The organism is Variovorax paradoxus (assembly GCF_022009635.1).
In the GTDB taxonomy this organism is placed as follows: Bacteria; Pseudomonadota; Gammaproteobacteria; order Burkholderiales; family Burkholderiaceae_C; genus Variovorax.
The window spans coordinates 1,696,772-1,718,218 of the sequence record NZ_CP091716.1; the positions used below are offsets into that span (position 1 = coordinate 1,696,772).

20 protein-coding genes are annotated in these 21,447 nt (G+C 69.0%); 11 read left to right on the forward strand and 9 right to left on the reverse strand.

Features of this window, described 5'->3' with window-relative positions:
* Nucleotides 1-19: 19 nt before the first annotated feature.
* Nucleotides 20-745, forward strand: a complete 726-nt coding sequence (locus L3V85_RS07985; protein WP_237678784.1) for an OmpW/AlkL family protein — start codon at nucleotides 20-22, stop codon at nucleotides 743-745.
* Nucleotides 746-766: 21 nt separating this feature from the next.
* On the opposite strand, the gene L3V85_RS07990 is transcribed toward L3V85_RS07985, so the two are convergent.
* The 3 genes from L3V85_RS07990 to L3V85_RS08000 form a co-directional block, all read right to left on the reverse strand.
* Nucleotides 767-1,450, reverse strand: a complete 684-nt coding sequence (locus tag L3V85_RS07990) for a glutathione S-transferase family protein (protein WP_237678785.1) — start codon at nucleotides 1,448-1,450, stop codon at nucleotides 767-769.
* Between the two features lie 104 nt (nucleotides 1,451-1,554).
* Nucleotides 1,555-2,124, reverse strand: coding sequence for an MgtC/SapB family protein (locus tag L3V85_RS07995; RefSeq protein WP_237678786.1), 570 nt, complete (start codon nucleotides 2,122-2,124; stop codon nucleotides 1,555-1,557).
* 10 nt (nucleotides 2,125-2,134) lie between these two features.
* Nucleotides 2,135-4,165: a lytic transglycosylase domain-containing protein gene (locus L3V85_RS08000; RefSeq protein ID WP_237678787.1), complete on the reverse strand. Its 2,031-nt coding sequence runs from the start codon at nucleotides 4,163-4,165 to the stop codon at nucleotides 2,135-2,137.
* 9 nt (nucleotides 4,166-4,174) lie between these two features.
* Between L3V85_RS08000 and L3V85_RS08005 the strand changes: the two genes are divergently transcribed.
* Nucleotides 4,175-4,792 carry a 5-formyltetrahydrofolate cyclo-ligase gene (locus L3V85_RS08005; RefSeq protein ID WP_237678788.1) on the forward strand — a complete coding sequence of 206 codons (618 nt, stop codon included), beginning with the start codon at nucleotides 4,175-4,177 and terminating at the stop codon, nucleotides 4,790-4,792.
* 9 nt (nucleotides 4,793-4,801) lie between these two features.
* Here L3V85_RS08005 and L3V85_RS08010 read toward each other — a convergent pair whose 3' ends face one another.
* Entirely contained in the window at nucleotides 4,802-5,785 is a 984-nt protein-coding gene (locus L3V85_RS08010; RefSeq protein ID WP_237678789.1) for a LysR substrate-binding domain-containing protein, read from the reverse strand.
* A gap of 174 nt (nucleotides 5,786-5,959) precedes the next feature.
* Here L3V85_RS08010 and L3V85_RS08015 point away from each other — a divergent pair, with 174 nt between their 5' ends.
* Nucleotides 5,960-6,283 carry a DUF2917 domain-containing protein gene (locus L3V85_RS08015; RefSeq protein WP_237678790.1) on the forward strand — a complete coding sequence of 108 codons (324 nt, stop codon included), beginning with the start codon at nucleotides 5,960-5,962 and terminating at the stop codon, nucleotides 6,281-6,283.
* 66 nt (nucleotides 6,284-6,349) lie between these two features.
* Here the strand turns inward: L3V85_RS08015 and L3V85_RS08020 are convergent, their stop codons facing one another.
* Nucleotides 6,350-6,754 (reverse strand): BLUF domain-containing protein, encoded by a 405-nt coding sequence (locus tag L3V85_RS08020; protein WP_237678791.1) that lies wholly within the window; start codon nucleotides 6,752-6,754, stop codon nucleotides 6,350-6,352.
* A gap of 92 nt (nucleotides 6,755-6,846) precedes the next feature.
* On the opposite strand from L3V85_RS08020, the gene L3V85_RS08025 reads away from it, so the two are divergent.
* Complete coding sequence (locus tag L3V85_RS08025) at nucleotides 6,847-7,617, forward strand: Crp/Fnr family transcriptional regulator (protein ID WP_237678792.1); 771 nt, start codon at nucleotides 6,847-6,849, stop codon at nucleotides 7,615-7,617.
* A gap of 15 nt (nucleotides 7,618-7,632) precedes the next feature.
* Here L3V85_RS08025 and L3V85_RS08030 read toward each other — a convergent pair whose 3' ends face one another.
* Complete coding sequence (locus tag L3V85_RS08030; protein ID WP_237678793.1) at nucleotides 7,633-8,487, reverse strand: DUF6279 family lipoprotein; 855 nt, start codon at nucleotides 8,485-8,487, stop codon at nucleotides 7,633-7,635.
* A gap of 31 nt (nucleotides 8,488-8,518) precedes the next feature.
* Here L3V85_RS08030 and glmU point away from each other — a divergent pair, with 31 nt between their 5' ends.
* Entirely contained in the window at nucleotides 8,519-9,946 is a 1,428-nt protein-coding gene (glmU, locus tag L3V85_RS08035; protein WP_237678794.1) for a bifunctional UDP-N-acetylglucosamine diphosphorylase/glucosamine-1-phosphate N-acetyltransferase GlmU, read from the forward strand.
* An 8-nt stretch (nucleotides 9,947-9,954) separates the two neighbouring features.
* On the opposite strand, the gene L3V85_RS08040 is transcribed toward glmU, so the two are convergent.
* Entirely contained in the window at nucleotides 9,955-10,446 is a 492-nt protein-coding gene (locus L3V85_RS08040; protein ID WP_237678795.1) for an Lrp/AsnC family transcriptional regulator, read from the reverse strand.
* Between the two features lie 138 nt (nucleotides 10,447-10,584).
* Here L3V85_RS08040 and glmS point away from each other — a divergent pair, with 138 nt between their 5' ends.
* Genes glmS through L3V85_RS08055 form a run of 3 tightly spaced genes read left to right on the forward strand, consistent with a single transcriptional unit; the run spans nucleotide 10,585 to nucleotide 13,340 of the window.
* The gene (gene glmS, locus L3V85_RS08045) at nucleotides 10,585-12,465 is read left to right on the forward strand and encodes a glutamine--fructose-6-phosphate transaminase (isomerizing) (protein WP_237678796.1); all 1,881 of its coding nucleotides are present in this window, start codon (nucleotides 10,585-10,587) and stop codon (nucleotides 12,463-12,465) included.
* 16 nt (nucleotides 12,466-12,481) lie between these two features.
* Complete coding sequence (locus L3V85_RS08050; RefSeq protein WP_237678797.1) at nucleotides 12,482-12,898, forward strand: YbaN family protein; 417 nt, start codon at nucleotides 12,482-12,484, stop codon at nucleotides 12,896-12,898.
* Nucleotides 12,899-12,947: 49 nt separating this feature from the next.
* Entirely contained in the window at nucleotides 12,948-13,340 is a 393-nt protein-coding gene (locus L3V85_RS08055) for a carboxymuconolactone decarboxylase family protein (protein WP_237678798.1), read from the forward strand.
* Nucleotides 13,341-13,349: 9 nt separating this feature from the next.
* Here L3V85_RS08055 and putA read toward each other — a convergent pair whose 3' ends face one another.
* On the reverse strand, nucleotides 13,350-17,084 hold the full coding sequence (gene putA, locus L3V85_RS08060; RefSeq protein WP_237678799.1) for a trifunctional transcriptional regulator/proline dehydrogenase/L-glutamate gamma-semialdehyde dehydrogenase: 3,735 nt from the start codon (nucleotides 17,082-17,084) through the stop codon (nucleotides 13,350-13,352).
* A gap of 157 nt (nucleotides 17,085-17,241) precedes the next feature.
* Here putA and L3V85_RS08065 point away from each other — a divergent pair, with 157 nt between their 5' ends.
* From L3V85_RS08065 to L3V85_RS08075, 3 genes are read left to right on the forward strand one after another with little or no spacing between them, the layout of a single operon-like run.
* Complete coding sequence (locus tag L3V85_RS08065; RefSeq protein ID WP_237678800.1) at nucleotides 17,242-18,357, forward strand: hypothetical protein; 1,116 nt, start codon at nucleotides 17,242-17,244, stop codon at nucleotides 18,355-18,357.
* 60 nt (nucleotides 18,358-18,417) lie between these two features.
* A complete protein-coding gene (locus L3V85_RS08070; RefSeq protein WP_237678801.1) occupies nucleotides 18,418-19,014 on the forward strand; it encodes a helix-turn-helix domain-containing protein in 597 nt (198 codons plus the stop codon).
* Nucleotides 19,011-19,574, forward strand: a complete 564-nt coding sequence (locus L3V85_RS08075) for a GNAT family N-acetyltransferase (RefSeq protein WP_237678802.1) — start codon at nucleotides 19,011-19,013, stop codon at nucleotides 19,572-19,574. The genes L3V85_RS08070 and L3V85_RS08075 overlap by 4 nt, the downstream gene beginning before the upstream one ends.
* On the opposite strand, the gene L3V85_RS08080 is transcribed toward L3V85_RS08075, so the two are convergent.
* Nucleotides 19,571-20,704: an NADH:flavin oxidoreductase/NADH oxidase gene (locus L3V85_RS08080; RefSeq protein ID WP_237678803.1), complete on the reverse strand. Its 1,134-nt coding sequence runs from the start codon at nucleotides 20,702-20,704 to the stop codon at nucleotides 19,571-19,573. The genes L3V85_RS08075 and L3V85_RS08080 overlap by 4 nt on opposite strands.
* Between the last annotated feature and the right edge of the window lie 743 nt (nucleotides 20,705-21,447).

Below are 21,447 nucleotides of genomic sequence, written 5' to 3' on the forward strand. Positions count from 1 at the left end.
TCAAAGGAGCTTTCACATCATGAAGAAAACAGTGTTTGCGTTGGCGGCTCTGGGCGCCCTGGCGTCCGGCAGCGCGATGGCGCAGCAGGCGGGCGACTGGGTCATCGGCACGGGCTGGTTCCACCTGTCGCCGCAGGACTCGAGCAAGCCGTTGACCGTGACCTCCCCGGTTCCGGCGGTGCTGCCCGGCTCGGGTGCCAGCGTGAGCGACTCCGACACCCTGGGTCTCAATGCCACCTACTTCCTGGACAGCAACTGGGCCGTGGAAGGCGTGTTCGGCGTGCCGCCGAAGTTCAAGCTCAACGGCACCGGCACGCTGGGCCGCGTCGGCCAATTGGGCGAGGCCCGCCAGTGGAGCCCGACCATCCTGGGCAAGTATTTCTTCAATGACGCCAACTCGGCGTTCCGTCCGTTCGTGGGCCTGGGCGCGACCTACGTCTGGTACAGCGACGTGAAGCTCACGTCGAACCTGCAGAGCGCGCTGGCTTCGCAGTTCGGTGTGTCGCCGTTCGGCGTCAACACCACGGCCAAGCTCGACAGCAAGTTCGCCCCCGTGCTGAACGCCGGCGTTGCCTACCAGTTCGACAAGCACTGGGGCGTCTCGTTCTCGGTGTCGTACATCCCGCTGAAGACCACGGCCAAGCTGACGACCACCTCGATCACCGGCCTGCCGGTGGCCACGAGCCAGGCCAGCCTGAAGCTGAACCCGATCGTCACCTACCTGGCGGCAACCTACCGCTTCTGACCGCCATCCTCGTCGAGAACCTTACCGCCCCGTGCGGTAAGGCTCCTCGAACTGCAGGAAATCCTTCTCCGCCAGTCCGCCATCGATCCAGGCCTTGATGCCCGGCAAGGCTTGCACGCGCCCGATGTAGGCCGTGATGTGCGGGGGCACCGGCAGCCCGTAAGTCGTGATGCGCGTACCCACGGGCGCGAAGTAAGCGTCGGCGATGCTGAATTCGCCGAACAGCAACGGGCCGCCGTGCGCCTCGAGCAGGCCGGTCCACATTTGCACGATGCGCGCCAGGTCGCTGGCGACTTCGGGCACTTCCTTCATGAGCCGTGCGCCCACCTCGGGCAGCGAGGCTTCGAGGTTCATCCCGCAATGGCCGCGCAGGCCGCTGAAGCCCGAGTGCATTTCGGCGCAGACGCTGCGGGCGCGCGCCCGGTCGGCCGCATCGCGGGGCCACAGCTGCTTTTCAGGGAAAGTCTCGGCCAGGTATTCGGCGATGGCCAGCGTGTCCCAGACCACGAGGTCGCCATCGACCAGCACGGGCACCTTGGCCACCGGGTTGATGGCGGCGATGACGTTCTTGAACTTCGAGTCGGCATCGAAGGAGTCGAAGCGCACCATCACCTCCTCGAAGGGGATGCCGGCCTGCTTCATCAGCACCCAGGGGCGCATGGACCAGGACGAGTAGTTCTTGTTGCCGATGTAGAGCTTGCGCATGAGGGCCTCCCGGGCGTTGAGTGCAAAGTTTTAAATGCTAGCCGCGCAGCGCGAGGCGATTGATGAGGAACGCGGCGCGAATTGATGCCGATGCGCCGGGGCCTTCAGCGCCTCGGTGCGCCGTTGTCGTCGCTGGAGGATGCGATCACGCGCGGCGCGGCGCCGTCCTTGACGCCCCTCGGCGGTCCGATCGCGCGTTCGATCAACCCCACGAGGCGCGGCACCAGCGAGAGCACGGCCAGCGCCAGCAGCGCGCTCAGCAACGCAGTGGCTTCGCGCCCGAGGCCGCAGGCCATGCCGATGGCGGCAGTCATCCAAAGCCCGGCGGCGGTGGTCAGGCCCTGCACGTGGCTCTCGTCCTTGCCCTGCTTGAGGATGGTGCCGGCGCACAGGAAGCCCACGCCCGCCACCAGCCCCTGGATCACCCGGCTCATGTCGGCCGGCACGATGCCGGTCTGCTGCGGTATCAGCACGAACATGGCCGAGCCGATGGCCACCAGCATGTGCGTGCGCACGCCGGCCGCCTTGCCGGCCTGCTCGCGCTCGAATCCGAGCACGAAGCCCAGTGCGGCGGCGAGCGTGAGGCGCAGCACGATGCGCGTGAGCTGCGCGACGTCGGTCACGTCCGAGAACTCGGACGCGATGGTGTTCAGGACCTCGTCGCGCCAGCTCATCGAGCCAGCCTCAAGGCAGGTCCTTGTTCGGTTCGGGCTCCGCGGCGTCGCGCGGGCCCACGCGGCCCAGGCGCTCCTTCAGCGACTGCGGCCGGCCGCTGATGATGGCGGCGTAGTTGGTGGTGTTGGCCAGCACCTTCTTCACGTAGTCGCGCGTCTCGCTGAAAGGCACGTTCTCGGCCCAGATGGCGGCGTCGATGACCGGGCCGTTGCGCCAATTGCGCGGGCGACCCGGGCCGGCGTTGTAGGCGGCGGCGGCCAGCGCCATGGAGCCGTCGAAGTCGTCGAGCGCCAGCTTCAGGTAGTTGGTGCCGATGGTGATGTTGGTCTCGCGGTCGTTGATCTGGTTGGGCGAGAAGTCGGTCAGGCCGATCTTGCGGGCCGTCCAGCGCGCGGTGGCGGGCATGACCTGCATCAGGCCCGAGGCGCCGACGCCCGAGCGCGCGTCCATGATGAAGCGGCTTTCCTGGCGGATCAGGCCGTAGACGTAGGCCGGGTCCAGGCCGATGTCCTGGCTCTTGCGCAGCACCGTGTCGTGGAAGGGCATGGGGAAGCGCTGATCGACGTCGACCACGCCCTTGGTGCGCTCGCTGGTGTTGATGCAGCGGTCCCACACCTCGCGCTGGCAGGCGAAGTCGGCCGCGGCGAGCAGTGCGCGGTCGTCCATGCCGCCCTTGTCGTGCAGGTTGGTGGCGTAGTTCCACTCGCGCGTGCCTTCGGGGCGCAGGCCGATCGCGATGGCGTAGAGGCCGCGCGCCAGCGACGGGTTGGCGCGCGCCGTGGCTTTTTCTTCGGGCGTGAGCGGGGCGGGGCGGGTGGGCACCACGGTGCGCTGGCCCAGTTCTTCCAGCGCCAGCATTTCGTAGAAGCCGCGCGAGCCGGCGATGCTCTGGTAGAGCTCGCGGGCCTGGGCGCGGCGCTCTTCGCTGCCGTTGTTGGCCAGCGCGCGGGCCTTCCAGTAGACCCAGGTCGGGTCGAGCTGGGCGCTTTCGCTCATGGCGTTGATGGCCGGCGCCACCTCTTTCCACTGACCGGCGCGCAGGGCGGCGCGCACGCGCCAGCCGAGCATGTCGTCCGACAGGTCGCTGTTCTTCGTGACGTTGGCGAAGTAGCCGCCGGCCTGCGGCGACAGCTTGCCCGCCGCCTGGCGGCCGATGGTGCCCCAGAGCCAGTTGCGCTCCTCGGCGGAAAGCATCGGGCCCCACTTGCTGTCGAGTTGCGAAGCGGCCAGGTCGGGGTCGGCGATGGCCACCTTGATGAGCGCGAGCACCACCAGCTCCTTGCGCGACTTGGCGGCGACGAAGGCGCGGCCGGTCAGGAACTTGGCGGAGCTGGCGTTCAGCTCCTCGAACAGCGGCAGCGCGTCGGGCGCCGCGATGGTGACGGCGCCGCGCGCGGCCTGCGGGCGGTTGGCCTCCATGGCCAGGCGCGCTTTCTTCCAGGCGTCGGCCGGCGTCATGAGGCGGGCGGCGACCATGCGGTCGGAGGCGGTGAGGCAGCCGTCGTCGGCGTCTTTCTGCGCGAACCAGTTGCGGCGCACCTCGTCGGCCTGCGCTTGCGTGGCGGTGCCGCTGCGCAGCGTGTCGACCAGCGTGGCGTAGCAGCGTACCTGCGCGTCGTCGCCCATGCGGAAGCCGGCGATGGAGGCGGAGAAGTTGTCCCAGTCGCGGCGCTGGCCCGTGAGCAGCAGCCAGTCGTTGCGCAGGCGGTCTTCCTGGTAGGTGCCGGCGTAGCGCGCGAAGAAGTCCTGCACTTCGTTGGGCGAGGCTTCCGACAATCGCGCCTTGAGTTCCCAATAGGCGGCCCAAGGTTCCAGTGCATGCCCGCGGGCCTGCGGCAGCAGGGCCGACAGGCGGGCCTTGTCGCCGCGCTGGAAGGCCTGCTTCATCTGGATGAGCACGTCGTCGTTGGTGTTGTTCTGGGCAGCGGCGGGTTGCTGCGAAAGCAACGCGGCGAGGGCCAGGACAGCGGAAAAAACGAGTGCGGGGGGTGCGCTGCGCGGGCGGCGGCGCTTGGATGCCAAAATGCTTGGGAACTGCATCGGGGGATTATGGACAAGTCAAAGGATGCCGACACCTCGGCGACCGCGAGTTTTCTTAAGGATCAGCTGCGAAAAGCACTGATCGAGCAGCGACTGGCAATGCCCGACCGCCTGGCGCGCGCCGATCTCCTGCAGCGCGTGATGCGGATCTGGCTGGTCGGCCGGCCCGACACCGTGATCGGCGCCTACTGGCCGATCAAGGGCGAATTCGATCCGCTGCCCGCTCTGCACCGCTGGAAGGAGGACGGCGAGCTCATGGAAGAGCCGCAGCGCCGCCGCATCGGACTGCCGGTGATCGACAAAGTTCACAAGACCCTGACCTTCCATGCCTGGTACCCGGGCTGCCAGATGGAAGAAGACGCCTACGGCATTCCCAAGCCCAAGGACACCGAACTCATCGTGCCGACCCTGCTGTTCGTGCCCTGCGTGGGCTACAGCGCCGGCGGCTACCGGCTGGGCTACGGCGGCGGCTTCTACGACCGCACGCTGGCGGCGCTGGAGCCGCGGCCGTTCACGGTCGGCCTGGGCTTCACCAACGGCTTCCTCGAAGACTTCGAGCCCGAATCGCACGACCTGCCGCTGGACGCCATCCTGAACGACAACGGCGTGGTCTGGCCGACCAGCTGAGCCCCGGGCTCAGTCGAGGTTGTCCACCGTGTCCGGGTCGGGCACCTCGCCGATGGTTTCGCGCGTGGTGATGGCCTGCACCTGCAGCCAGTCCCAGAAGGCCTTGATCTCGGGCCGCAGCGCGTTGCGCGGCCCCGCGATGAGCCAGTAGGCCATCGGCGAATCCATGCGGTGCTGCGGCAGCACCTCGACCAGGTCGCCGTTGGCCAGGCTTTCGGCGATCAGCGAACTGCGCGCCAGTGTCACGCCCTGCCCGGTAAGGGCGGCCTGCACCATCTGGTAGGCGTAATTGAAATAGAGCCAGCGCTTGGGCTGGGCGCGTTCCTGGCCGTTCACCTCGAACCAGCGGCGCCAGGTCAGCCATTCGAGGTGGGTGCGGTGGGCGTCGCCGGCCTCGATCAGCGTGAAGCGGGTGATGTCGGCCGGCGTCTTGATGGGCGGGCTGCTCTTGAGCAGCCAGGGGCTGGCCACCGGCGTCAGTGTTTCGCCGAACAGGCGCACCGCGCCGGCCGGCATGACCTCGCGCGGGCCGTAGCGCAGCGCAATGTCGACGTCGGCCACTTCGAGGTCGACCGCCACGTCGCTGGCGTCGATGCGGATGTCGATTTCGGGGTTGTCGCGCTGGAAGGCCTCCAGCCGGGGAATCAGCCACATCGACGCGAACGAGGCAAAAGTGGTCAGCGACACGCTCTTGCGCCCCGCGCTCTGCCGTATCTGGCGCACCGCCGTGTCGATGCGCGGCAGCGACTGCTGCACAGCCAGCAGCAGCTGCGCGCCGGCGCTGGTGAGCTCCACCGCCCGTGTGTGGCGCAGGAACAGCGCCACGCCCACTTCTTCTTCCAGCGACTGGATCTGCCGGCTCACGGCCGACTGGGTGAGCGCCATTTCCTCGGCGGCGGCGCGGAAATTCAGGTGGCGGGCGACGGCCTCGAAGGCGCGCAGGTGCCCGGCCGAGATCGGGCGGGAGCGCAGATGGGTTTGCGAATGTTGCATGGCGATGACTTCGAGCGGCTATCTGGCGGCCGAACGCATTGATGCGAAACGGGCATCAGTAGGCTACCTCCTTTTCATTGGACTGCCAACGGCCCAGGAGAGATCATTCATTCCCGAACTGCGCAATTGCCTTCTGTCTGTCATGCGCTTCGGCAAAGCCCAGGAGTCCTCAACATGTCCACCGCCATCTGCACCACCGAATCGCTCTCGTCCCTGTCCGTTCCCGCCCGCACCGCCACTGCCGCGGTGCCGCCAGCCGTCCGTCGTGGCGCCTGGCAGATCGCCCCCGGCGAGGCGATGAGCCTGAAGGCGCGTTCGACCAGCGTGCTGCGGGTCAAGCAGGGCCGTGTGTGGATCACGCCCGACGCCACGCTCGCCAATCCCAGCGAAGACCTGGTGCTCGCACCCGGGGAGTCGCTCACGGTGGCGGCGGGCCAGCGCATCGTCATGGAAGCGTGGGACGGCTACGGCGCGACCTACAGCTGGGACAACGCCTGACCCTCTGCCAACCCTGCGCGAAAAAAAGGCGGCTCCGGCCGCCTTTTTCTTTGGGCGCGGGGCGCCTCAGCCGTTGATGTCGAAGCTGGGTCGCAGCGCCAGGAAATGCAGCAGGGCGGTCTCGCCCTCCAGGGCGTGCACGCCCGACATCAGGTGCGGCCCCTCGCTTTCCGCCAGCCCCAGACCGAAGCCGGTGTAGCGACGGCTGCGCAGCGCACCCTCGTAGGCGATGCGGATGTCGACATGGCGCGGGTCGCGCACGATCCGCCCCATCAGCGCCTCGACCGCCTCGCGCGGCCCTTCCAGGTGCTGGCAGAACCGCATGCCGTCGAAGACCAGCAGGCCCGTGATGCCTTGCTCGGCGTTGCGGGCGCGCGCCTGGGTCACGATCGCGCCCACCGTGGGGGGCGCGAGGTCCGGCACGAGGGTGCTGCAGTAGAGAATTTCGTAGAGCGTCTGGTCTTGCGTCATGCGTCGTCAGGGGGAGAAACGGTGCGCAGTCTAGTGACGCGAAAGACGCTTCGAAATGTCAAAAGACACAGCCGGACGGCCTATAGTGAAGTGTGAAATTCGAGGACTACCCCGCCGCCGCGCCGCCCCCCCAGGGCATCAATCCGTGCGACCAGTGCGCGCTGCGCCAGCTCGCGGCCTTTCTTCCTGCGTCCGATGAAGAACTCAAGACCATCCAGTCGTTCCGCGTCGGCACCCGGCGCGTGGAAGCCGGGAACTCGGTCATCGAGGAGCACCGGCCCAGCTCGCAGCTCTTCACCCTCTATTCAGGCTGGGCCTTCCGCTACAAGACCCTGAGCGACGGCCGCCGTCAGATCCTGAGCTTCCTGCTGCCCGGCGACTTCGTCGGCCTGCAGGACGAGTTCGCCGACGGCCAGACGCACGGCGTCGAAGCCGTCACCGACGTCACGCTGTGCGCCTTCTCGCGCGACCGGCTCTGGGGCCTGTTCCATGCCCAGCCCAAGCTCGGCTACGACATCACCTGGCTCGCCGCGCGCGAGGAAAAAATGGTGGACGACAACCTCGTCACCGCCGGACGGCGCAATGCCGGCGAGCGCGTGGCGATGCTGCTGATGCACCTGTACCGCCGCGCGGAGCGCGTGGGCATGGTGCGCGACGGCTGGGTCGAGTTTCCGTTCAACCAGCAGCACATCGCCGACGCGCTGGGGCTGTCGCTGGTGCACACCAACAAGACGATGCGGCGGCTGCAGCGGCTCGGGTTCTACAAGATCGATACCGGCTGGCTGCGCATCATGGAGCCGCACGCGCTGGAAACACTGGGCGACTATTTCGAGCGCCCGATGCGGCCCACGCCGCTGATCTGAGCCGAGCCCGGCGCCTCAGCGCGCCGCCACCAACTGGCGCAGATCGTCCTGATAAGCCTGCAGCCGGCGCACGGCCTGGGCGCGCTGGCTGGCGCTCGTGCCGTTGTGCAGCGCGGCGGTGTTGCGGCAGCCTTCTTCCAGCAGCGCCTGCTGCTGGTCGCGCCAGGGGCCGGGCGGCGGCTCGGCGACGCGCTGGATATAGGCATGCAGCGCCGCGCGCGCCTCGGCCGGCGAGGGCTTGTCGGCCACGAAGCCGCGCAGCAGCACCAATGCCTCCTGCTGGCGCTGGCGGCGCTCGGCGTCCGCCAGCCGCGGGTCGAACACCGACTGCGCGACCTGCTGCTTCAGCAGGTCGCGCTGCTCGGTGCTCAGGCGGCCGTAGAAGTCTTCGGTGCGGTCCAGGAACTGGTCGTAGCGCTTTTCCTGCACCTGCGCCGGCGTGCGGTCGAGCCAGTTCTTGCGGTAGTCGGCGTTGTTCTTCGCGTACTTGCGTTCCAGTTGCTGCAGCTGGGCGTCGGTCAGGCTCAGCGCAAGCTGGGCGCCGGCGGTTTCCGCCCGGTCGGTCACGGCCAGCAGGCGCTCGCGGATGCGGTCGGCCATGGTGCAGACCTGTGCCGGCGTCACCTCGCCGGGCGCCAGCGCCTGCGCTTCCTGCAGCAGCGTGGCGATGCGCGGCAACTCGTTCTGGCGGTGCCAGGCCAGCAGCTGGGCGAGCTCGTCGCGCACCTTCGGCTTCTGTTCGCTGTCGAAATCCAGGTAGCCGTCGAGCCACCAGTAGCTCACGGTGGGCAGGTTGTTGTAGGCCAGCCGGACCGCGCTGCAGGCCGCGAGCGCGGCGGCCACAACCAGCACGCCGATAATCCGCGCCATTGCCGCGCAACGAAATCGGGAAGAAAAACGCATGAATCAGACTCCGCAACAGGACACGCCGGGACCGGTCGACATCGTCATCATGGCCGCCGGCAAGGGCACGCGCATGAAGAGCAGGCTGCCCAAAGTGTTGCATCGATTGGCCGGCCGCGCACTTCTGGCGCATGTGGCCGGCACCGCCGGGCGCATCGGCGCGCGCGACGTGGTGGTGGTCACCGGCCACGGCGCGGCCGAGGTCGAGGCGGCCATGGCCGGCGGCATTGCCGGCGCCACGCTGCGCTTCGCGCGCCAGGAGCCGCAGTTGGGCACCGGCCACGCGGTGCTGCAGGCGGCGCCGCTGCTGCCCGACGACGGCACGGTGGTCGTGCTCTCGGGCGACGTGCCGCTCATCGGCGAAGACACGCTGCGCGCGCTGGTCGCTGCCAGCGGCGGCCAGCGGCTGGCGCTGCTGACTATCGAATTCGACGACCCCACCGGCTACGGCCGCGTCATCCGCTCGGCCGCCGCCGGCGACGTGACCGCCGTTGTCGAGCACAAGGACGCCACCGAGGCCCAGCGCGCCGTGCGCGAGATCTACAGCGGCGTGATGGCCGTGCCGGCGCGGCTGCTCAAGGGCTGGCTCGCGCGGCTGGACAACCGCAACGCCCAGGGCGAGTACTACCTGACCGACGTGGTCAAGTTCGCTGCCGCCGATGGCGTGCCCGTGGTCGCGCACGTCACCACCGACGCATTGCAGGTGGCCGGCATCAACAGCCCGGCCCAGCTCGCGGCGCTGGAGCGCGCCTGGCAACTGCGCCAGGCAAATGCGCTGATGGAGCAGGGCGTGCGCCTGGCCGACCCCGCGCGCTTCGACCTGCGCGGCACGCTCGAGTGCGCCGCCGACGTGGAGATCGACGTCAACTGCGTCTTCGAAGGCGCGGTGTCGCTGGGCGAGGGCGTGCGCATCGGCGCGAACTGCGTCATTGCCAACGCGCGCATCGAAGCCGGCGCGGTGATCCACCCGTTCACCCACATCGAAGGCGAGAAGGCCGGCGTGACCGTGGGCGCGGGCGCGCTCATCGGCCCGTTCGCGCGGCTGCGGCCCGGCGCGCAACTGGGCGCCGAGGTGCACATCGGCAACTTCGTGGAGGTCAAGAACTCGACGCTGGCCGCCGGCGCCAAGGCCAACCACCTGGCCTACCTGGGCGACGCCACGGTGGGCGAGCGCGTGAACTACGGCGCGGGCTCCATCACGGCCAACTACGACGGCGCCAACAAGCACCGCACCGTGATCGGCGACGATGTGCATGTGGGCAGCAACTGCGTGCTGGTGGCGCCGGTCACCATCGGCGCGGGCGGCACCATCGGCGGCGGCTCGACCGTCAACAAGTCGACTGAGCCTGGGGCGCTGACCGTTTCGCGCGCGAAGCAGGTCAGCTTCCCCAACTGGAAGCGCCCGCAGAAGAAGCCGAAGGCCTGAGGACCTTCTCAGGTCCGGGACCCCAGCGGCAGCCGGGGCTCGAACTTCGCGCGCTTCAGGCTGAAGAAGGCCTTGACGTTGCGCACGTTCGCATCGGCCGTGAAGAGGCGCTGCGTGAGCGCGCCGTAATCCGGCATGTCGCGCGCAGCGACGATCAGCACGAAGTCCGGGCCGGGAGACACGCGCCAGCACTGCTGCACGGCGTCGTCGGCGATCACGCGCGCCTCGAAGGCGTCGAGCGAGGCGGCGTCCTGCCGGTCCAATGAAATCTCCACCACCGCCTGCAGGCCGTGGCCCAGCACCGTGGCCAGCCGGTCGGGTGACAGCAGCGCGACCTGGCGCTCGATGAGGCCTTCGTCGCGCAGCCGCTGCACGCGACGCAGGCAAGTGGGCGGGGAGATTCCGACGTCGGCGGCCAGCCGCTGGTTGGTCTGCGAGGCGTCGCGCTGGAGGGCGTCGAGCAGGCGCAGGTCGGTTGAATCTAGCGATATTGATTCCATATTCGGTTGAATTATGAAATAAATATCCAAACAACAGAATGCAAGAAATAAAAGTCCGAAATCGTTTGAATTTCGAATGCATATTTCTTTCATGCCTTTCTACCATCGAGCCTCTTCTTCATTCAAAGGCAGATCACCATGTGCGGCATCGTCGGGGCAGCGTCCCATCGCAACATCGTTCCGGTCCTCGTGCAGGGCCTCCAGCGGCTCGAGTACCGCGGCTATGACTCCTGCGGCGTGGCGGTGCATGCCGGCGGACTGACGCGGGCGCGCACCACCTCGCGCGTGGCCGACCTCGTGGCGCAGGTGCGCGACGACAAGGTCGAAGGCCTCACCGGCATCGCCCACACGCGCTGGGCCACGCATGGCGCGCCGGCAGTGCACAACGCGCATCCGCATTTCAGCCACGGCCCCGGCGCCGACGCGCAGGCCGCGCGCCCGGGCCGCATCGCGCTGGTGCACAACGGCATCATCGAGAACCACGAGACGCTGCGCGCCGCGCTCGAGGCCAAGGGCTACGTGTTCGAGAGCCAGACCGACACCGAAGTCATCGCCCACCTGGTCGACAGCCTCTACGACGGCGACCTGTTCGAAGCCGTCAAGGCCGCGGTGCTGCAACTGCACGGCGCCTACGCCATTGCCGTGATCTGCCGCGACGAGCCGCAGCGCGTGGTCGGCGCGCGCGCCGGTTCGCCGCTGATCCTGGGCGCCGGCAAGGACGGCACGGAGAACTTCCTCGCGAGCGACGCGATGGCCCTGGCCGGCGTGACCGACCAGATCGTGTACCTGGAAGAAGGCGACGTGGTCGACGTGCAGCCGGGCAAGTACTGGATCGTCGACAAGAACCACAAGCCGGTGGCCCGCCAGGTGCGCACCGTGCACGCGCACAGCGGCGCGGCCGAGCTGGGCCCGTACCGCCACTACATGCAGAAGGAAATCTTCGAGCAGCCGCGCGCCATCGGCGACACGCTCGAGGGCGTGGAAGGCATCGTGCCCGAGCTGTTCGACGGCATCGGGCAGGACGGCGCCACCGGAGCCAGCGCGCACCGCGTGTTCCAGGACATCGACAAGATCCTCATCCTGGCCTGCGGCACCAGCTACTACAGCGGTTGCACCGCCAAGTACTGGCTCGAGAGCATCGCGAAGATCTCCACGCAGGTCGAGATCGCCAGCGAATACCGCTACCGCGACTCCGTGCCCGACCCCAAGACGCTGGTCGTCACCATCAGCCAGTCGGGCGAAACCGCCGACACGCTGGCTGCTCTGAAGCATGCGCGCTCGCTGGGCATGGAGCAGACGCTGACCATCTGCAACGTCGCCACCAGCGCGATGGTGCGCGAGTGCAAGCTGGCGTACATCACGCGCGCCGGCGTGGAAATCGGCGTGGCGTCGACCAAGGCCTTCACCACGCAACTGGCGGGCCTCTTCCTGCTGACGCTCGCCATCGCGCAAAGCAAGGGCCGCCTGAGCGAAGCCGACGAAGCGCGCTACCTGAAGGAAATGCGCCACCTGCCCGTCGCGCTGCAGTCGGTGCTGGCGCTGGAGCCGCAGATCATCGGCTGGGCCGAAGACTTCGCGCGCAAGGAGAACGCGCTGTTCCTGGGCCGCGGGCTGCACTATCCGATCGCGCTCGAAGGCGCGCTCAAGCTCAAGGAAGTGACCTACATCCACGCCGAGGCCTATGCCGCCGGCGAACTCAAGCACGGCCCGCTCGCGCTGGTGACGAACGAGATGCCCGTGGTGGCCGTGGCGCCCAACGACGCACTGCTCGAAAAGCTCAAGAGCAACCTGCAGGAAGTGCGCGCGCGCGGCGGCGTGCTCTACGTGCTGGCCGACGGCGACACCAAGATCACCAGCAGCGAAGGCCTGCACGTGATCCGCATGCCCGAGCACTACGGCGCGCTCTCGCCGATCCTGCACGTGGTGCCGCTGCAGCTGCTGGCGTATCACACGGCGGGTGCGCGGGGGACCGATGTGGACAAGCCGCGCAACCTGGCGAAGAGCGTGACGGTGGAGTGAGCACAATCGACACCTGATGCCCGTCGAAGATCCGCCCCCGCCCGCAGCCGTGCCCCGCCCCTTGCCATTGGCCGCCCGCTGGCTGCTGCTGGCCTTTGCCGCGCTGTGCCTGGTGCTGGCCGTCATCGGCGTGATCGTGCCGGGCATGCCGACGACGGTGTTCGTGCTGATGGCCGCGTGGGCCGCGGCGCGCAGCTCGCCTCGCCTGCATCGCTGGCTGCTGGAGCACCGGCTCTTCGGCCCCATCCTGCGCAACTGGGAGAACGGCCGCACCGTGAGCCGCCGCGCCAAGTGGAGCGCCACCGCCGCGATGGCGTTCTGCGCGGTCGTCATCTCGCTCACCGCGCACAAGCCCTGGCTCGCGGGCGTCGGCATCGGCTCGATGGCCGTCGTGCTCGCATGGCTCTGGCGACGGCCGGAGCCGCGGGCCTGATTCCTGGCGGGCGCTCCACAATGCAGCCTTCCCCCCAGGAGATTGAAGAATGAAGCCCCAACCCATCGAGTACGCCGCCGCCGCCGACGCCGTCAAGGCCGTGTTCGACGACATCAAGACCTCGCGCAACGTGCCCGACGTCAACAACTTCTGGAAGTACCTTGCCAACGACCCCGCCACGCTCAAGCGCACCTGGGCGAGCCTGAAAGAGGTGATGGCGCCCGGCGCGCTCGATCCGGTGGTCAAGGAAATGGTCTACCTTGCCGTAAGCGTCACCAACAACTGCGGCTACTGCATCGCGAGCCACCATGCGGGCGCGGCCAAGGCCGGCATGACGCCGGAGATGTTCGCCGAGCTGATGGCCGTGGTCGGCATGGCCAACGAGACCAACCGGCTGGTCAACGGCTACCGCGTGCCGATCGATCCCGCGTTCGACAAATAGCAGAAGAGATCAGCCGATCGTCATCAGGCTCGCGTTGCCGCCGGCCGCGGCGGTGTTGACGCTGAGCGCGCGTTCCACCACCAGGCTTTCGAGCGGAATCTGCGCATCGCCCGGCGCGAAGGCCCGCACGCCGACGATGGGGCCGGACCGCGCTGCGATGCGGTGCATCACGTCGGCCAGGTCGCCTGCGTCGCCGTGGTGCAGCGCGGCGTCGAAGGCCACGGTCGGTGAATTCCAGTCGCTGGCGATGGCCACGCTTTGCTGCACTTCTGCCGGGAGCGATGCGCGCAGGCCCTGCGCCGCGGCATCTGCCGGCCAGATGGCCGTGCTGCCCACCGACAGCACCGCCGCCAGTTGCGTGAGCCGGTCGGCCGTGTCGCCGGCCAGGCAGAGCACCGCCTCGCGCGGCTGCAGCGTGTAGACATTGCGCTCGCCGGTCGGGCCGGCCAGCGTGCGCGAATCGCCGGCACGCGACAGCGACGCGAAGCGCGCGCACTGCGCGGCCAGCGCGTCGCACCCGTTTTTCTGTGCCCAGCGGGCCAGCGCCGACAGGCCCGCGTTCGATGCCGACGAGGCGGAAGCGCCGTCCATCGCCCGCGCCATCGCATCCTCGGGCCGCCTCGACAGCATGCGCAGCATGTACAGCGGCCCGCCGGCCTTCGGCCCGGTGCCCGACAGCCCTTCGCCGCCGAAGGGCTGCACGCCCACCACCGCGCCCACGATGTTGCGGTTGACGTACACGTTGCCCGCCTTCGCGTGCTGCACGATCTGCGCGATGGTCTCGTCGATGCGCGTGTGCACGCCCAGCGTCAGGCCGTAGCCCGTGCCGTTGATCTGCCCGACCAGCGCGCCGAGGTCGCGCCGGCGGTAGCGCACCAGGTGCAGCACCGGCCCGAACACCTCGCGCTGCAGTTCCGAGATGCTGTCCAGCTCGATCAGCGTGGGCATCACGAAGGTGCCGTGGCGCGCGTCCTGCCCGTGCTCGCGGCCCTGCCGGTAGATCTTGTGGCCGCGCGAGCGCATGGCGCCGATGTGGCGCTCGATGCCGTCGCGCGCCTCGGCGTCGATCACCGGGCCCACGTCCACCGACAGCCGCGCGGGGTTGCCGATGCAGGCCTCGGCCATCGCGCCCTTGAGCATCTCGACCAGCCGGTCGGCCGCTTCTTCCTGCACGCACAGCACGCGCAGCGCCGAGCAGCGCTGGCCGGCGCTGTCGAAGGCCGACGCCATCACGTCGGTGACGACCTGCTCCACCAGCGCGGACGAGTCCACGATCATCGCGTTCTGCCCGCCCGTCTCCGCGATCAGCGGCACCGGCGCGCCGTGGGCGCCCAGGCGCTGCGACAGCGTCTTCTGCAGGATGCGCGCGACCTCGGTCGAGCCGGTGAACATCACGCCCTGCACGCGCGCGTCGGCGACCAGGCTCGCGCCCACCGTCTCGCCCTGGCCCGGCAAGAGCTGCACCGCGGCGCGCGGCACGCCGGCCTGCCACAGCATGCGCACCGCCTCGGCGGCGACCAGCGGCGTCTGCTCGGCCGGCTTGGCGAGCACCGGGTTGCCGGCCGCGAGCGCGGCGGCCACCTGGCCGGTGAAGATCGCCAGCGGAAAGTTCCACGGGCTGATGCAGACCATCGGGCCGAGCGCGCGGTGCGTGTCGTTCGAGAAATCGTTCCTGGCCTGCGCTGCGTAGAAGCGCAGGAAGTCCACCGCCTCGCGCACTTCGGCGATGGCGTTGGCATAGGTCTTTCCGGCCTCGCGCGCCAGCAGGCCGAGCAGGCGCGGCATTTGTTCTTCGAGCAGCTCGGCGGCGCGCTCGAGCATGGTGGCGCGCTCGGCGGGCGGCGTGGCCGCCCATGCGGCGGCAATGCCTTCTGCTTGCGAGACGGCCGACTCGACATCGGCCGGCGTGGCCTCCCGCACCTGCCCGACCATATCGCGATGGTCGGCGGGGTTCAGCACGTCGGCCGGTTCGCCTTGCGCGCCGGTGGCCGCCGCCAGCATCGGCCCGGCATGCCAGTCTTCATGCGCGGTGGCCTGCAGGGCCTGGCCCAGCAGGCGCAGGCTGTCGTCGTTCGCAAGATCGAGCCCGCGCGAGTTGAGGCGCTGCGTGCCGTACAGCGCCGCCGGCAGCGCAATGGCGGGATGCGGCAGCCCCACGGCGCCTTCCTGCGCGCCCATGTGCTCCACCGTTGCCACCGGGTCTTCCACCAGCGCTTCGAGCGAGATCGTCGGGTCGGCGATGCGGTTCACGAACGAGGTGTTCGCGCCGTTCTCGAGCAGCCGGCGCACCAGGTAGGCCAGCAGCGTCTCGTGCGTGCCCACGGGCGCATAGATGCGGCACGGCCGCCCCAGCGGGCCGACCACCTGCTCGTACAGCGGCTCGCCCATGCCGTGCAGGCACTGGAATTCGTACTGCCCCGGTTGGTAGCGCGACGGATCCGCCATCGTGTAGATGGCGGCCAGCGTGTGCGCGTTGTGCGTGGCGAACTGCGGGTACACAGCTTCCGGCGCGTCGAGCAGCTTGCGCGCGCAGGCGAGGTAAGACACGTCGGTGTAGGCCTTGCGCGTGTAGACGGGGTAGCCGTCCTGGCCGTCGATCTGCGCGCGCTTGATCTCGCTGTCCCAGTAGGCGCCCTTCACCAGCCGCACCATCAGCCGGTGGCGGCTGCGGCGCGCGAGGTCGATCACATGGTCGATGACGAAGGGGCAGCGCTTCTGGTACGCCTGGATCACGAAGCCGATGCCGTTCCAGCCCGCGAGCGCCGGCTCGAAGCACAGGTGCTCCAGCAGGTCGAGCGACAGCTCCAGCCGGTCGGCTTCCTCCGCGTCGATGTTCAGGCCGATGTCGTAGTGCTGCGCCAGCAGCGCCAGTTCGCGCAGCACCGGGTAAAGCTCCGCCATCACGCGTGCGTGCTGCGCGCGGCTGTAGCGCGGGTGCAGCGCCGACAGCTTGATCGAGATGCCCGGGCCTTCGTACACGCCGCGCGCATTCGAGGCCTTGCCGATGGCGTGAATGGCTTCTTCATACGCAAGGCGGTAGCGCCTGGCGTCTTCCATGGTGAGCGCGGCTTCGCCGAGCATGTCGTACGAATAGCGAAAGCCCTGCGCCTCCAGTTCGCGCGCGTTGCCCAGTGCCTGCTGGATGGTTTCTCCGGTGACGAACTGCTCGCCCATCATGCGCATCGCCATGTCCACGCCCTTGCGGATCAGCGGCTCGCCGCCCTTGCCGATCAGGCGCGTGAGCACGGCCGACAGGCCGGTCTCGCTGTGCGTGGCCACCAGCTTGCCGGTCAGCAGCAGGCCCCAGGTGGCGGCGTTGACGAACACCGACGGGCTGCGGCCCGCATGCGTCTGCCACTGGCCGTGGGCGATCTTGTCGCGGATCAACGCGTTGCGCGTTTCGGCATCGGGAATGCGCAGCAGCGCCTCGGCCAGGCACATCAGCGCCACGCCTTCCTGCGACGAGAGCGCGTATTCCTGCAGCAGCCCCTGCACGAGGCCTGCGCGTCCGCTCGCGTTCTTGCGCGAGCGCAGCTGCTGCGCGATGCGATGCGCCAGCGCATGCGCCTCATCGGCCTGCGCGCGCGGCAGGCGGGCCTGGGCAAGAAGAGGCGGCAGCGCCTCGGGCTCGGCGCGGCGGGTGGCTGCGGTGATCTGCTCGCGCAGCGCGGAAGGGTGCGCGGCAAGGCCATCGGCGAAAGAGGCGAGGGGCGAGGGCAGGGGGGCGGCGCTGGTGGGGCTCATTTGGCGGGTCTGGCTGGTGATATGTTGGATGATCTTCTTGCGCCGGCCGAATTTGTGTTCGAAGAATCGGCTAACACCAGAATAAAAAACCAGGCCGGCCGGCGCGGGAGAATCCGCTTCTCGCCGCGCAAGCGGCAATGAAAGGCAGGCGCCGCACATGAGCAGATGGTTGTTCCTCCTGGCCGCGGGCATCGCGCACCTCTTGTCGGTGCCGGCACATGCCGCGCCCGATCTCTCGGGTTGCACGGCAGCCGCCGCGCCGGACTGCTACAGAAACTTCCAGCCGCCCGGCGCCGAGGGCACGCTGAACTACTACGCCTCTCTCGCACCCGGCGCACAGGGCACGGCCGGCCCGACCCGGGCGCTGGTCGCCATGCACGGCCACCCCCGCGACGCCGACAAGACCTTCAACGCGGCGCTGCTCGCGGTGCGCAACGCCGGCGCGCTCGACGACACGCTGGTCGTCGCGCCGCTGTTTCAGGTCGCGGCCGACAAGGCCCGCAAATGCAGCACGGCCGGCGTGCCGTCGGCGCAGTCCGGCGACCTGCTGTGGACCTGCGGCTCCTGGCTCGAAGGCGGCCGCGCGGAGAACGGCGCGCGCATCACCTCGTTCGCTGCCATGGACGCGCTGGTGGCCGAACTCGCGCAGCGCTGGCCCAGCCTGCGCACCGTCACCATCGCGGGCTTCTCCGCTGGCGCGCAGATGGTGCAGCACTACATCGGCTTTGCGCGGAAGGCGCCCGGGGCGGTGTCGGTGCGCTATGTCGTCTCCGACCCGGGCACCTGGCTCTACTTCGATCCGGTGCGACCGCAGCCCATGCGCAACGGCGCGCCCGTCGACTGGCAGGCCTGCGGCAGCGGCGCCGACACCTTGCGCAACTGCACCGTCACGCTCGCACCGGCCGACGCAGCCGCATGCCCCGCGGTCAACCGCTGGAAGTACGGCACGGATGGCCTGCCCGCGTTTTTGGGTCGCGGCGCCGCGCAGGCGCGCGAGCAGTACGCCCGCGCCGACATCAGCTACCTCGAAGGCGAACTCGACAGCAGCGAGGCCAAGGGCACCTACTACGGCATCCTCGACAAGTCGTGCGCGGCGGCGGCGCAAGGCCCCTACCGCATGCAGCGCGGGCTGGCCTATGCGCAGTACGACAGGACGGTGCTGGCGCCGGACAAGCGCCGCGAAGTCGTGGTGGTGCCGGGCTGCGCGCATGACGTCGCATGCGTCTTCCCTTCCGAAGCCGCGCGCGGCGCACTGCTCGGCATGCCGCGCTGAAGCTGCGGCGGTAAATCGCCGCTTGACCTTTCTTCCGTCATATTGGATATTTCATCCAATATGACGGAAGACACGCCCCCCAGCCTCAACGACCGCATCGCCCGGCGCGTGCGCGAGCTTCGCGCCGCGCGCGGCATGTCGCTCGACGCACTTGCCGCGCATTGCGGCGTCAGCCGCTCGATGATCTCGCTCATCGAACGCGGCGAGAGCAGCCCCACCGCCGTGCTGCTCGAGAAGCTCGCCACCGGCCTCGGCGTGGTCCTGGCCTCGCTGTTCGACGCGCCCGAGCCCGCGCCCAGCCCCGTGTCGCGCCTGGCCGACCAGGTGCAATGGCGCGACCCGCATTCGGGCTATATGCGGCGCAACGTGTCGCCCGGCGGCGGCGTGTCGCCAATCCAGATCGTCGAGGTGGAGTTTCCGCCCCAGGCGCGCGTGGCCTATGAAAGCGGCGCGCGCGAGCCGCTGGTGCACCAGCAGGTGTGGGTGCTCGACGGCACCATCGAAGTCACCGTGGGCGACAAGGCCCACCGCCTGTCCACCGGCGACTGCCTGGCGCACCCGCTCGATCGCCCCGTGAGCTACCACAACCCCTCGCGCAAGACCGCACGCTACGCCGTCGTCATCGCGAGCCAGCCCGCAGCATGGAGACCCGCATGACCACCACCACCAACACCACCAACACCACCCCAACGACCGAAACCCCGCGCATCCGCGCCCTCGACACCGTGACCGACGCGCAGGTGGCCGCCCTGGCCGATCTGCTGATCGACTGCGTGGACGGCGGCGCCTCGGTGAGCTTCATGCATCCGCTCACTGCCGAGCGCGCGCAGGCTTTCTGGCGCAACGTGGCCGCAGGCGTGGCGGCGGGCGAGCGCGTGCTGCTGGTCGCCGAAGATGCCGAAGGCATCGTCGGCACCGTGCAGGTGGTGCTGGCCCAGCCCGAGAACCAGCCGCACCGCGGCGAGGTCTCCAAGATGCTGGTGCACCGCCGGGCGCGGCGCCGGGGCATCGGCGAGCTGCTGATGCGCGCCGCCGAGCGGCAGGCGCGCGAGCGCGGCAAGACGCTGCTGGTGCTCGACACCTCCAGCCCCGAGGCCGAGCGCCTCTATGCCCGCACCGGGTGGACGCGGGTGGGCTCCGTTCCCGGCTTCGCGCTGCTGCCGCAGGGCGAGCCCTGCGCCACCACCTTCTTCTATCTGGAGCTCGCCGGGGCCTAGCGCGCGCCGAAGGCCGCGTTCTCGAACAGGTCCTTGAACTCGCGCGGCTGCGAGCGCCAGTACTGGTGCGGCGCCTTCACCTGCGCGCCCAGCTCGGCCGCCGCATGCCAGGGCCAGCGCGGGTCGTACAGCATCGCGCGGGCCAGCGACACCGCGTCGGCCTGCCCCTTGGCGACGATCGCCTCCGCATGGGCCGGCTCGGTGATGAGCCCGACGGCGATGGTCGGCAGCCCGACCTCGGCCTTGATGCGTTCCGCGAACGGCACCTGGTAGCCCGCGCCCAGCGTGATGGCCTGCTGCGGCGACACGCCCCCGCTCGACACATGAATGGCCGCGCAGCCGCGCGCCTTCAGCGCCTGCGAGAACGCGACCGTGCCGTCGAGGTCCCAGCCGCCGGGCACCCAGTCGCTGGCCGACACGCGCACCCACACCGGCCGCTCGGCAGGGAAGGCTTCGCGCACCGCGTCGAACACCTCGAGCGGAAAGCGCATGCGGTTCTCCAGGCTGCCGCCGTATTCGTCGTCGCGGTGGTTGGCGATGGGCGACAGGAACTGGTGCAGCAGATAGCCGTGCGCCGCATGGATCTCGATGCCTTCGATGCCCAGCCGCGCCGCGCGTCGCGCCGCCGCCACGAATGCATCGCGCACGCGCCGCAGGCCCGCGGCGTCGAGCGCGATGGGCGGGTCTTCGGTGGGCGCATGCGGCACGGGCGAGGGCGCATATGCCTTCCAGCCGCCGGGCTCGCCGGGGCGGATCTGCTTGCCGCCTTCCCACGGCGCGCGGCTCGACGCCTTGCGCCCCGCGTGGCCCAGTTGCATGGCGATCTTGATGGGCGAATGCGCGCGCGTTGCACGCAGCACGCGCGCCAGACCTTCTTCATTGGCGTCGGAATAAAGGCCCAGGTCGCCGGGCGAAATGCGCCCTTCGGCCTCCACCGCCGTCGCCTCGATGATCAGCAGACCCGCGCCCGAGAGCGCCAGGTGGCCGAGGTGGATCAGGTGCCAGTCGCCCGGCGTGCCCTCCGTGGCGGAGTACTGGCACATCGGCGCGATGACGATGCGGTTGTCTATCTCGAGCTGGCCGAGCTTCAGGGGCTCGAACAGGCGCGGCGGGAATGTTGTCTGGCTCATGATGACGATGCGGCTCCACAGGAGCGGCAATTCTGCGGCGCGGGCGCGATTCGCACGGCGGCTTGTGCAGAAGCCTTGCGGCCCGATGCGGTATCGAAGGCCCCGGTGTCGAATGCCTTCAGGGCGTGCTCACGCCGACGGGGTACCTTGCTCCGCGAATGTCCCCCGCCCTTCGGGCTCCTTCTTTATTTCGCTGCGCAAGGCACCCCGCCAGCGTGAGCGTTCAGCGCCGCTGTGGAAGCTGCATTTGTTGGCGCTCTGCGGGACTTCATGCCGCATCGAGCGGCTGTTTCGACGGGTTCTTCTCTAGAGTGGATGCCCCTGTCACTCGATGCCCCACCAAGGGGGGAAGGAAGGCCCGACACCCACCACTCAGATGTTTGAAGGCTGCTTGCCTCGCGGCAGGTCGTCGGTGCGAAAGCAGCGATGCGGATGCGAGGTATCAAAAGGCGACGGCCGGGGTGTAGCGAGCACTCCAGCCGTCTAACCAAGTTCGTGCAACAACCTTGGAAGGAACGCACAAAAATGGCTAGCAAGACTATAGCCCGGCCTCGCACGCCGGTAGCTTCCGAAGACAACGCCCACGACCCGGCGGATCTTCTCGAAAACACCCTCACTCAACTCGAAGCTCTTTTGTGGCTCTGCCACGGGGAGCACATCGACTGGTGTAGTGGTGACGGGCCTCGGCAACTGGATAACGTGCTTTGGCTTGCGGCTGATCTTGCTCGCAAGGCGGGGCAACT

Coding starts and splice junctions, on each gene's coding strand:
- L3V85_RS07985 (WP_237678784.1), top strand. CDS start 20: ATGAAGAAAACAGTGTTTGCGTTGGCGGCTCTGGGCGCCCTGGCGTCC.
- L3V85_RS07990 (WP_237678785.1), bottom strand. CDS start 1,450: ATGCGCAAGCTCTACATCGGCAACAAGAACTACTCGTCCTGGTCCATG.
- L3V85_RS07995 (WP_237678786.1), bottom strand. CDS start 2,124: ATGAGCTGGCGCGACGAGGTCCTGAACACCATCGCGTCCGAGTTCTCG.
- L3V85_RS08000 (WP_237678787.1), bottom strand. CDS start 4,165: ATGCAGTTCCCAAGCATTTTGGCATCCAAGCGCCGCCGCCCGCGCAGC.
- L3V85_RS08005 (WP_237678788.1), top strand. CDS start 4,175: ATGGACAAGTCAAAGGATGCCGACACCTCGGCGACCGCGAGTTTTCTT.
- L3V85_RS08010 (WP_237678789.1), bottom strand. CDS start 5,785: ATGCAACATTCGCAAACCCATCTGCGCTCCCGCCCGATCTCGGCCGGG.
- L3V85_RS08015 (WP_237678790.1), top strand. CDS start 5,960: ATGTCCACCGCCATCTGCACCACCGAATCGCTCTCGTCCCTGTCCGTT.
- L3V85_RS08020 (WP_237678791.1), bottom strand. CDS start 6,754: ATGACGCAAGACCAGACGCTCTACGAAATTCTCTACTGCAGCACCCTC.
- L3V85_RS08030 (WP_237678793.1), bottom strand. CDS start 8,487: ATGGCGCGGATTATCGGCGTGCTGGTTGTGGCCGCCGCGCTCGCGGCC.
- glmU (WP_237678794.1), top strand. CDS start 8,519: ATGAATCAGACTCCGCAACAGGACACGCCGGGACCGGTCGACATCGTC.
- L3V85_RS08040 (WP_237678795.1), bottom strand. CDS start 10,446: ATGGAATCAATATCGCTAGATTCAACCGACCTGCGCCTGCTCGACGCC.
- glmS (WP_237678796.1), top strand. CDS start 10,585: ATGTGCGGCATCGTCGGGGCAGCGTCCCATCGCAACATCGTTCCGGTC.
- L3V85_RS08050 (WP_237678797.1), top strand. CDS start 12,482: ATGCCCGTCGAAGATCCGCCCCCGCCCGCAGCCGTGCCCCGCCCCTTG.
- L3V85_RS08055 (WP_237678798.1), top strand. CDS start 12,948: ATGAAGCCCCAACCCATCGAGTACGCCGCCGCCGCCGACGCCGTCAAG.
- putA (WP_237678799.1), bottom strand. CDS start 17,084: ATGAGCCCCACCAGCGCCGCCCCCCTGCCCTCGCCCCTCGCCTCTTTC.
- L3V85_RS08065 (WP_237678800.1), top strand. CDS start 17,242: ATGAGCAGATGGTTGTTCCTCCTGGCCGCGGGCATCGCGCACCTCTTG.
- L3V85_RS08070 (WP_237678801.1), top strand. CDS start 18,418: ATGACGGAAGACACGCCCCCCAGCCTCAACGACCGCATCGCCCGGCGC.
- L3V85_RS08075 (WP_237678802.1), top strand. CDS start 19,011: ATGACCACCACCACCAACACCACCAACACCACCCCAACGACCGAAACC.
- L3V85_RS08080 (WP_237678803.1), bottom strand. CDS start 20,704: ATGAGCCAGACAACATTCCCGCCGCGCCTGTTCGAGCCCCTGAAGCTC.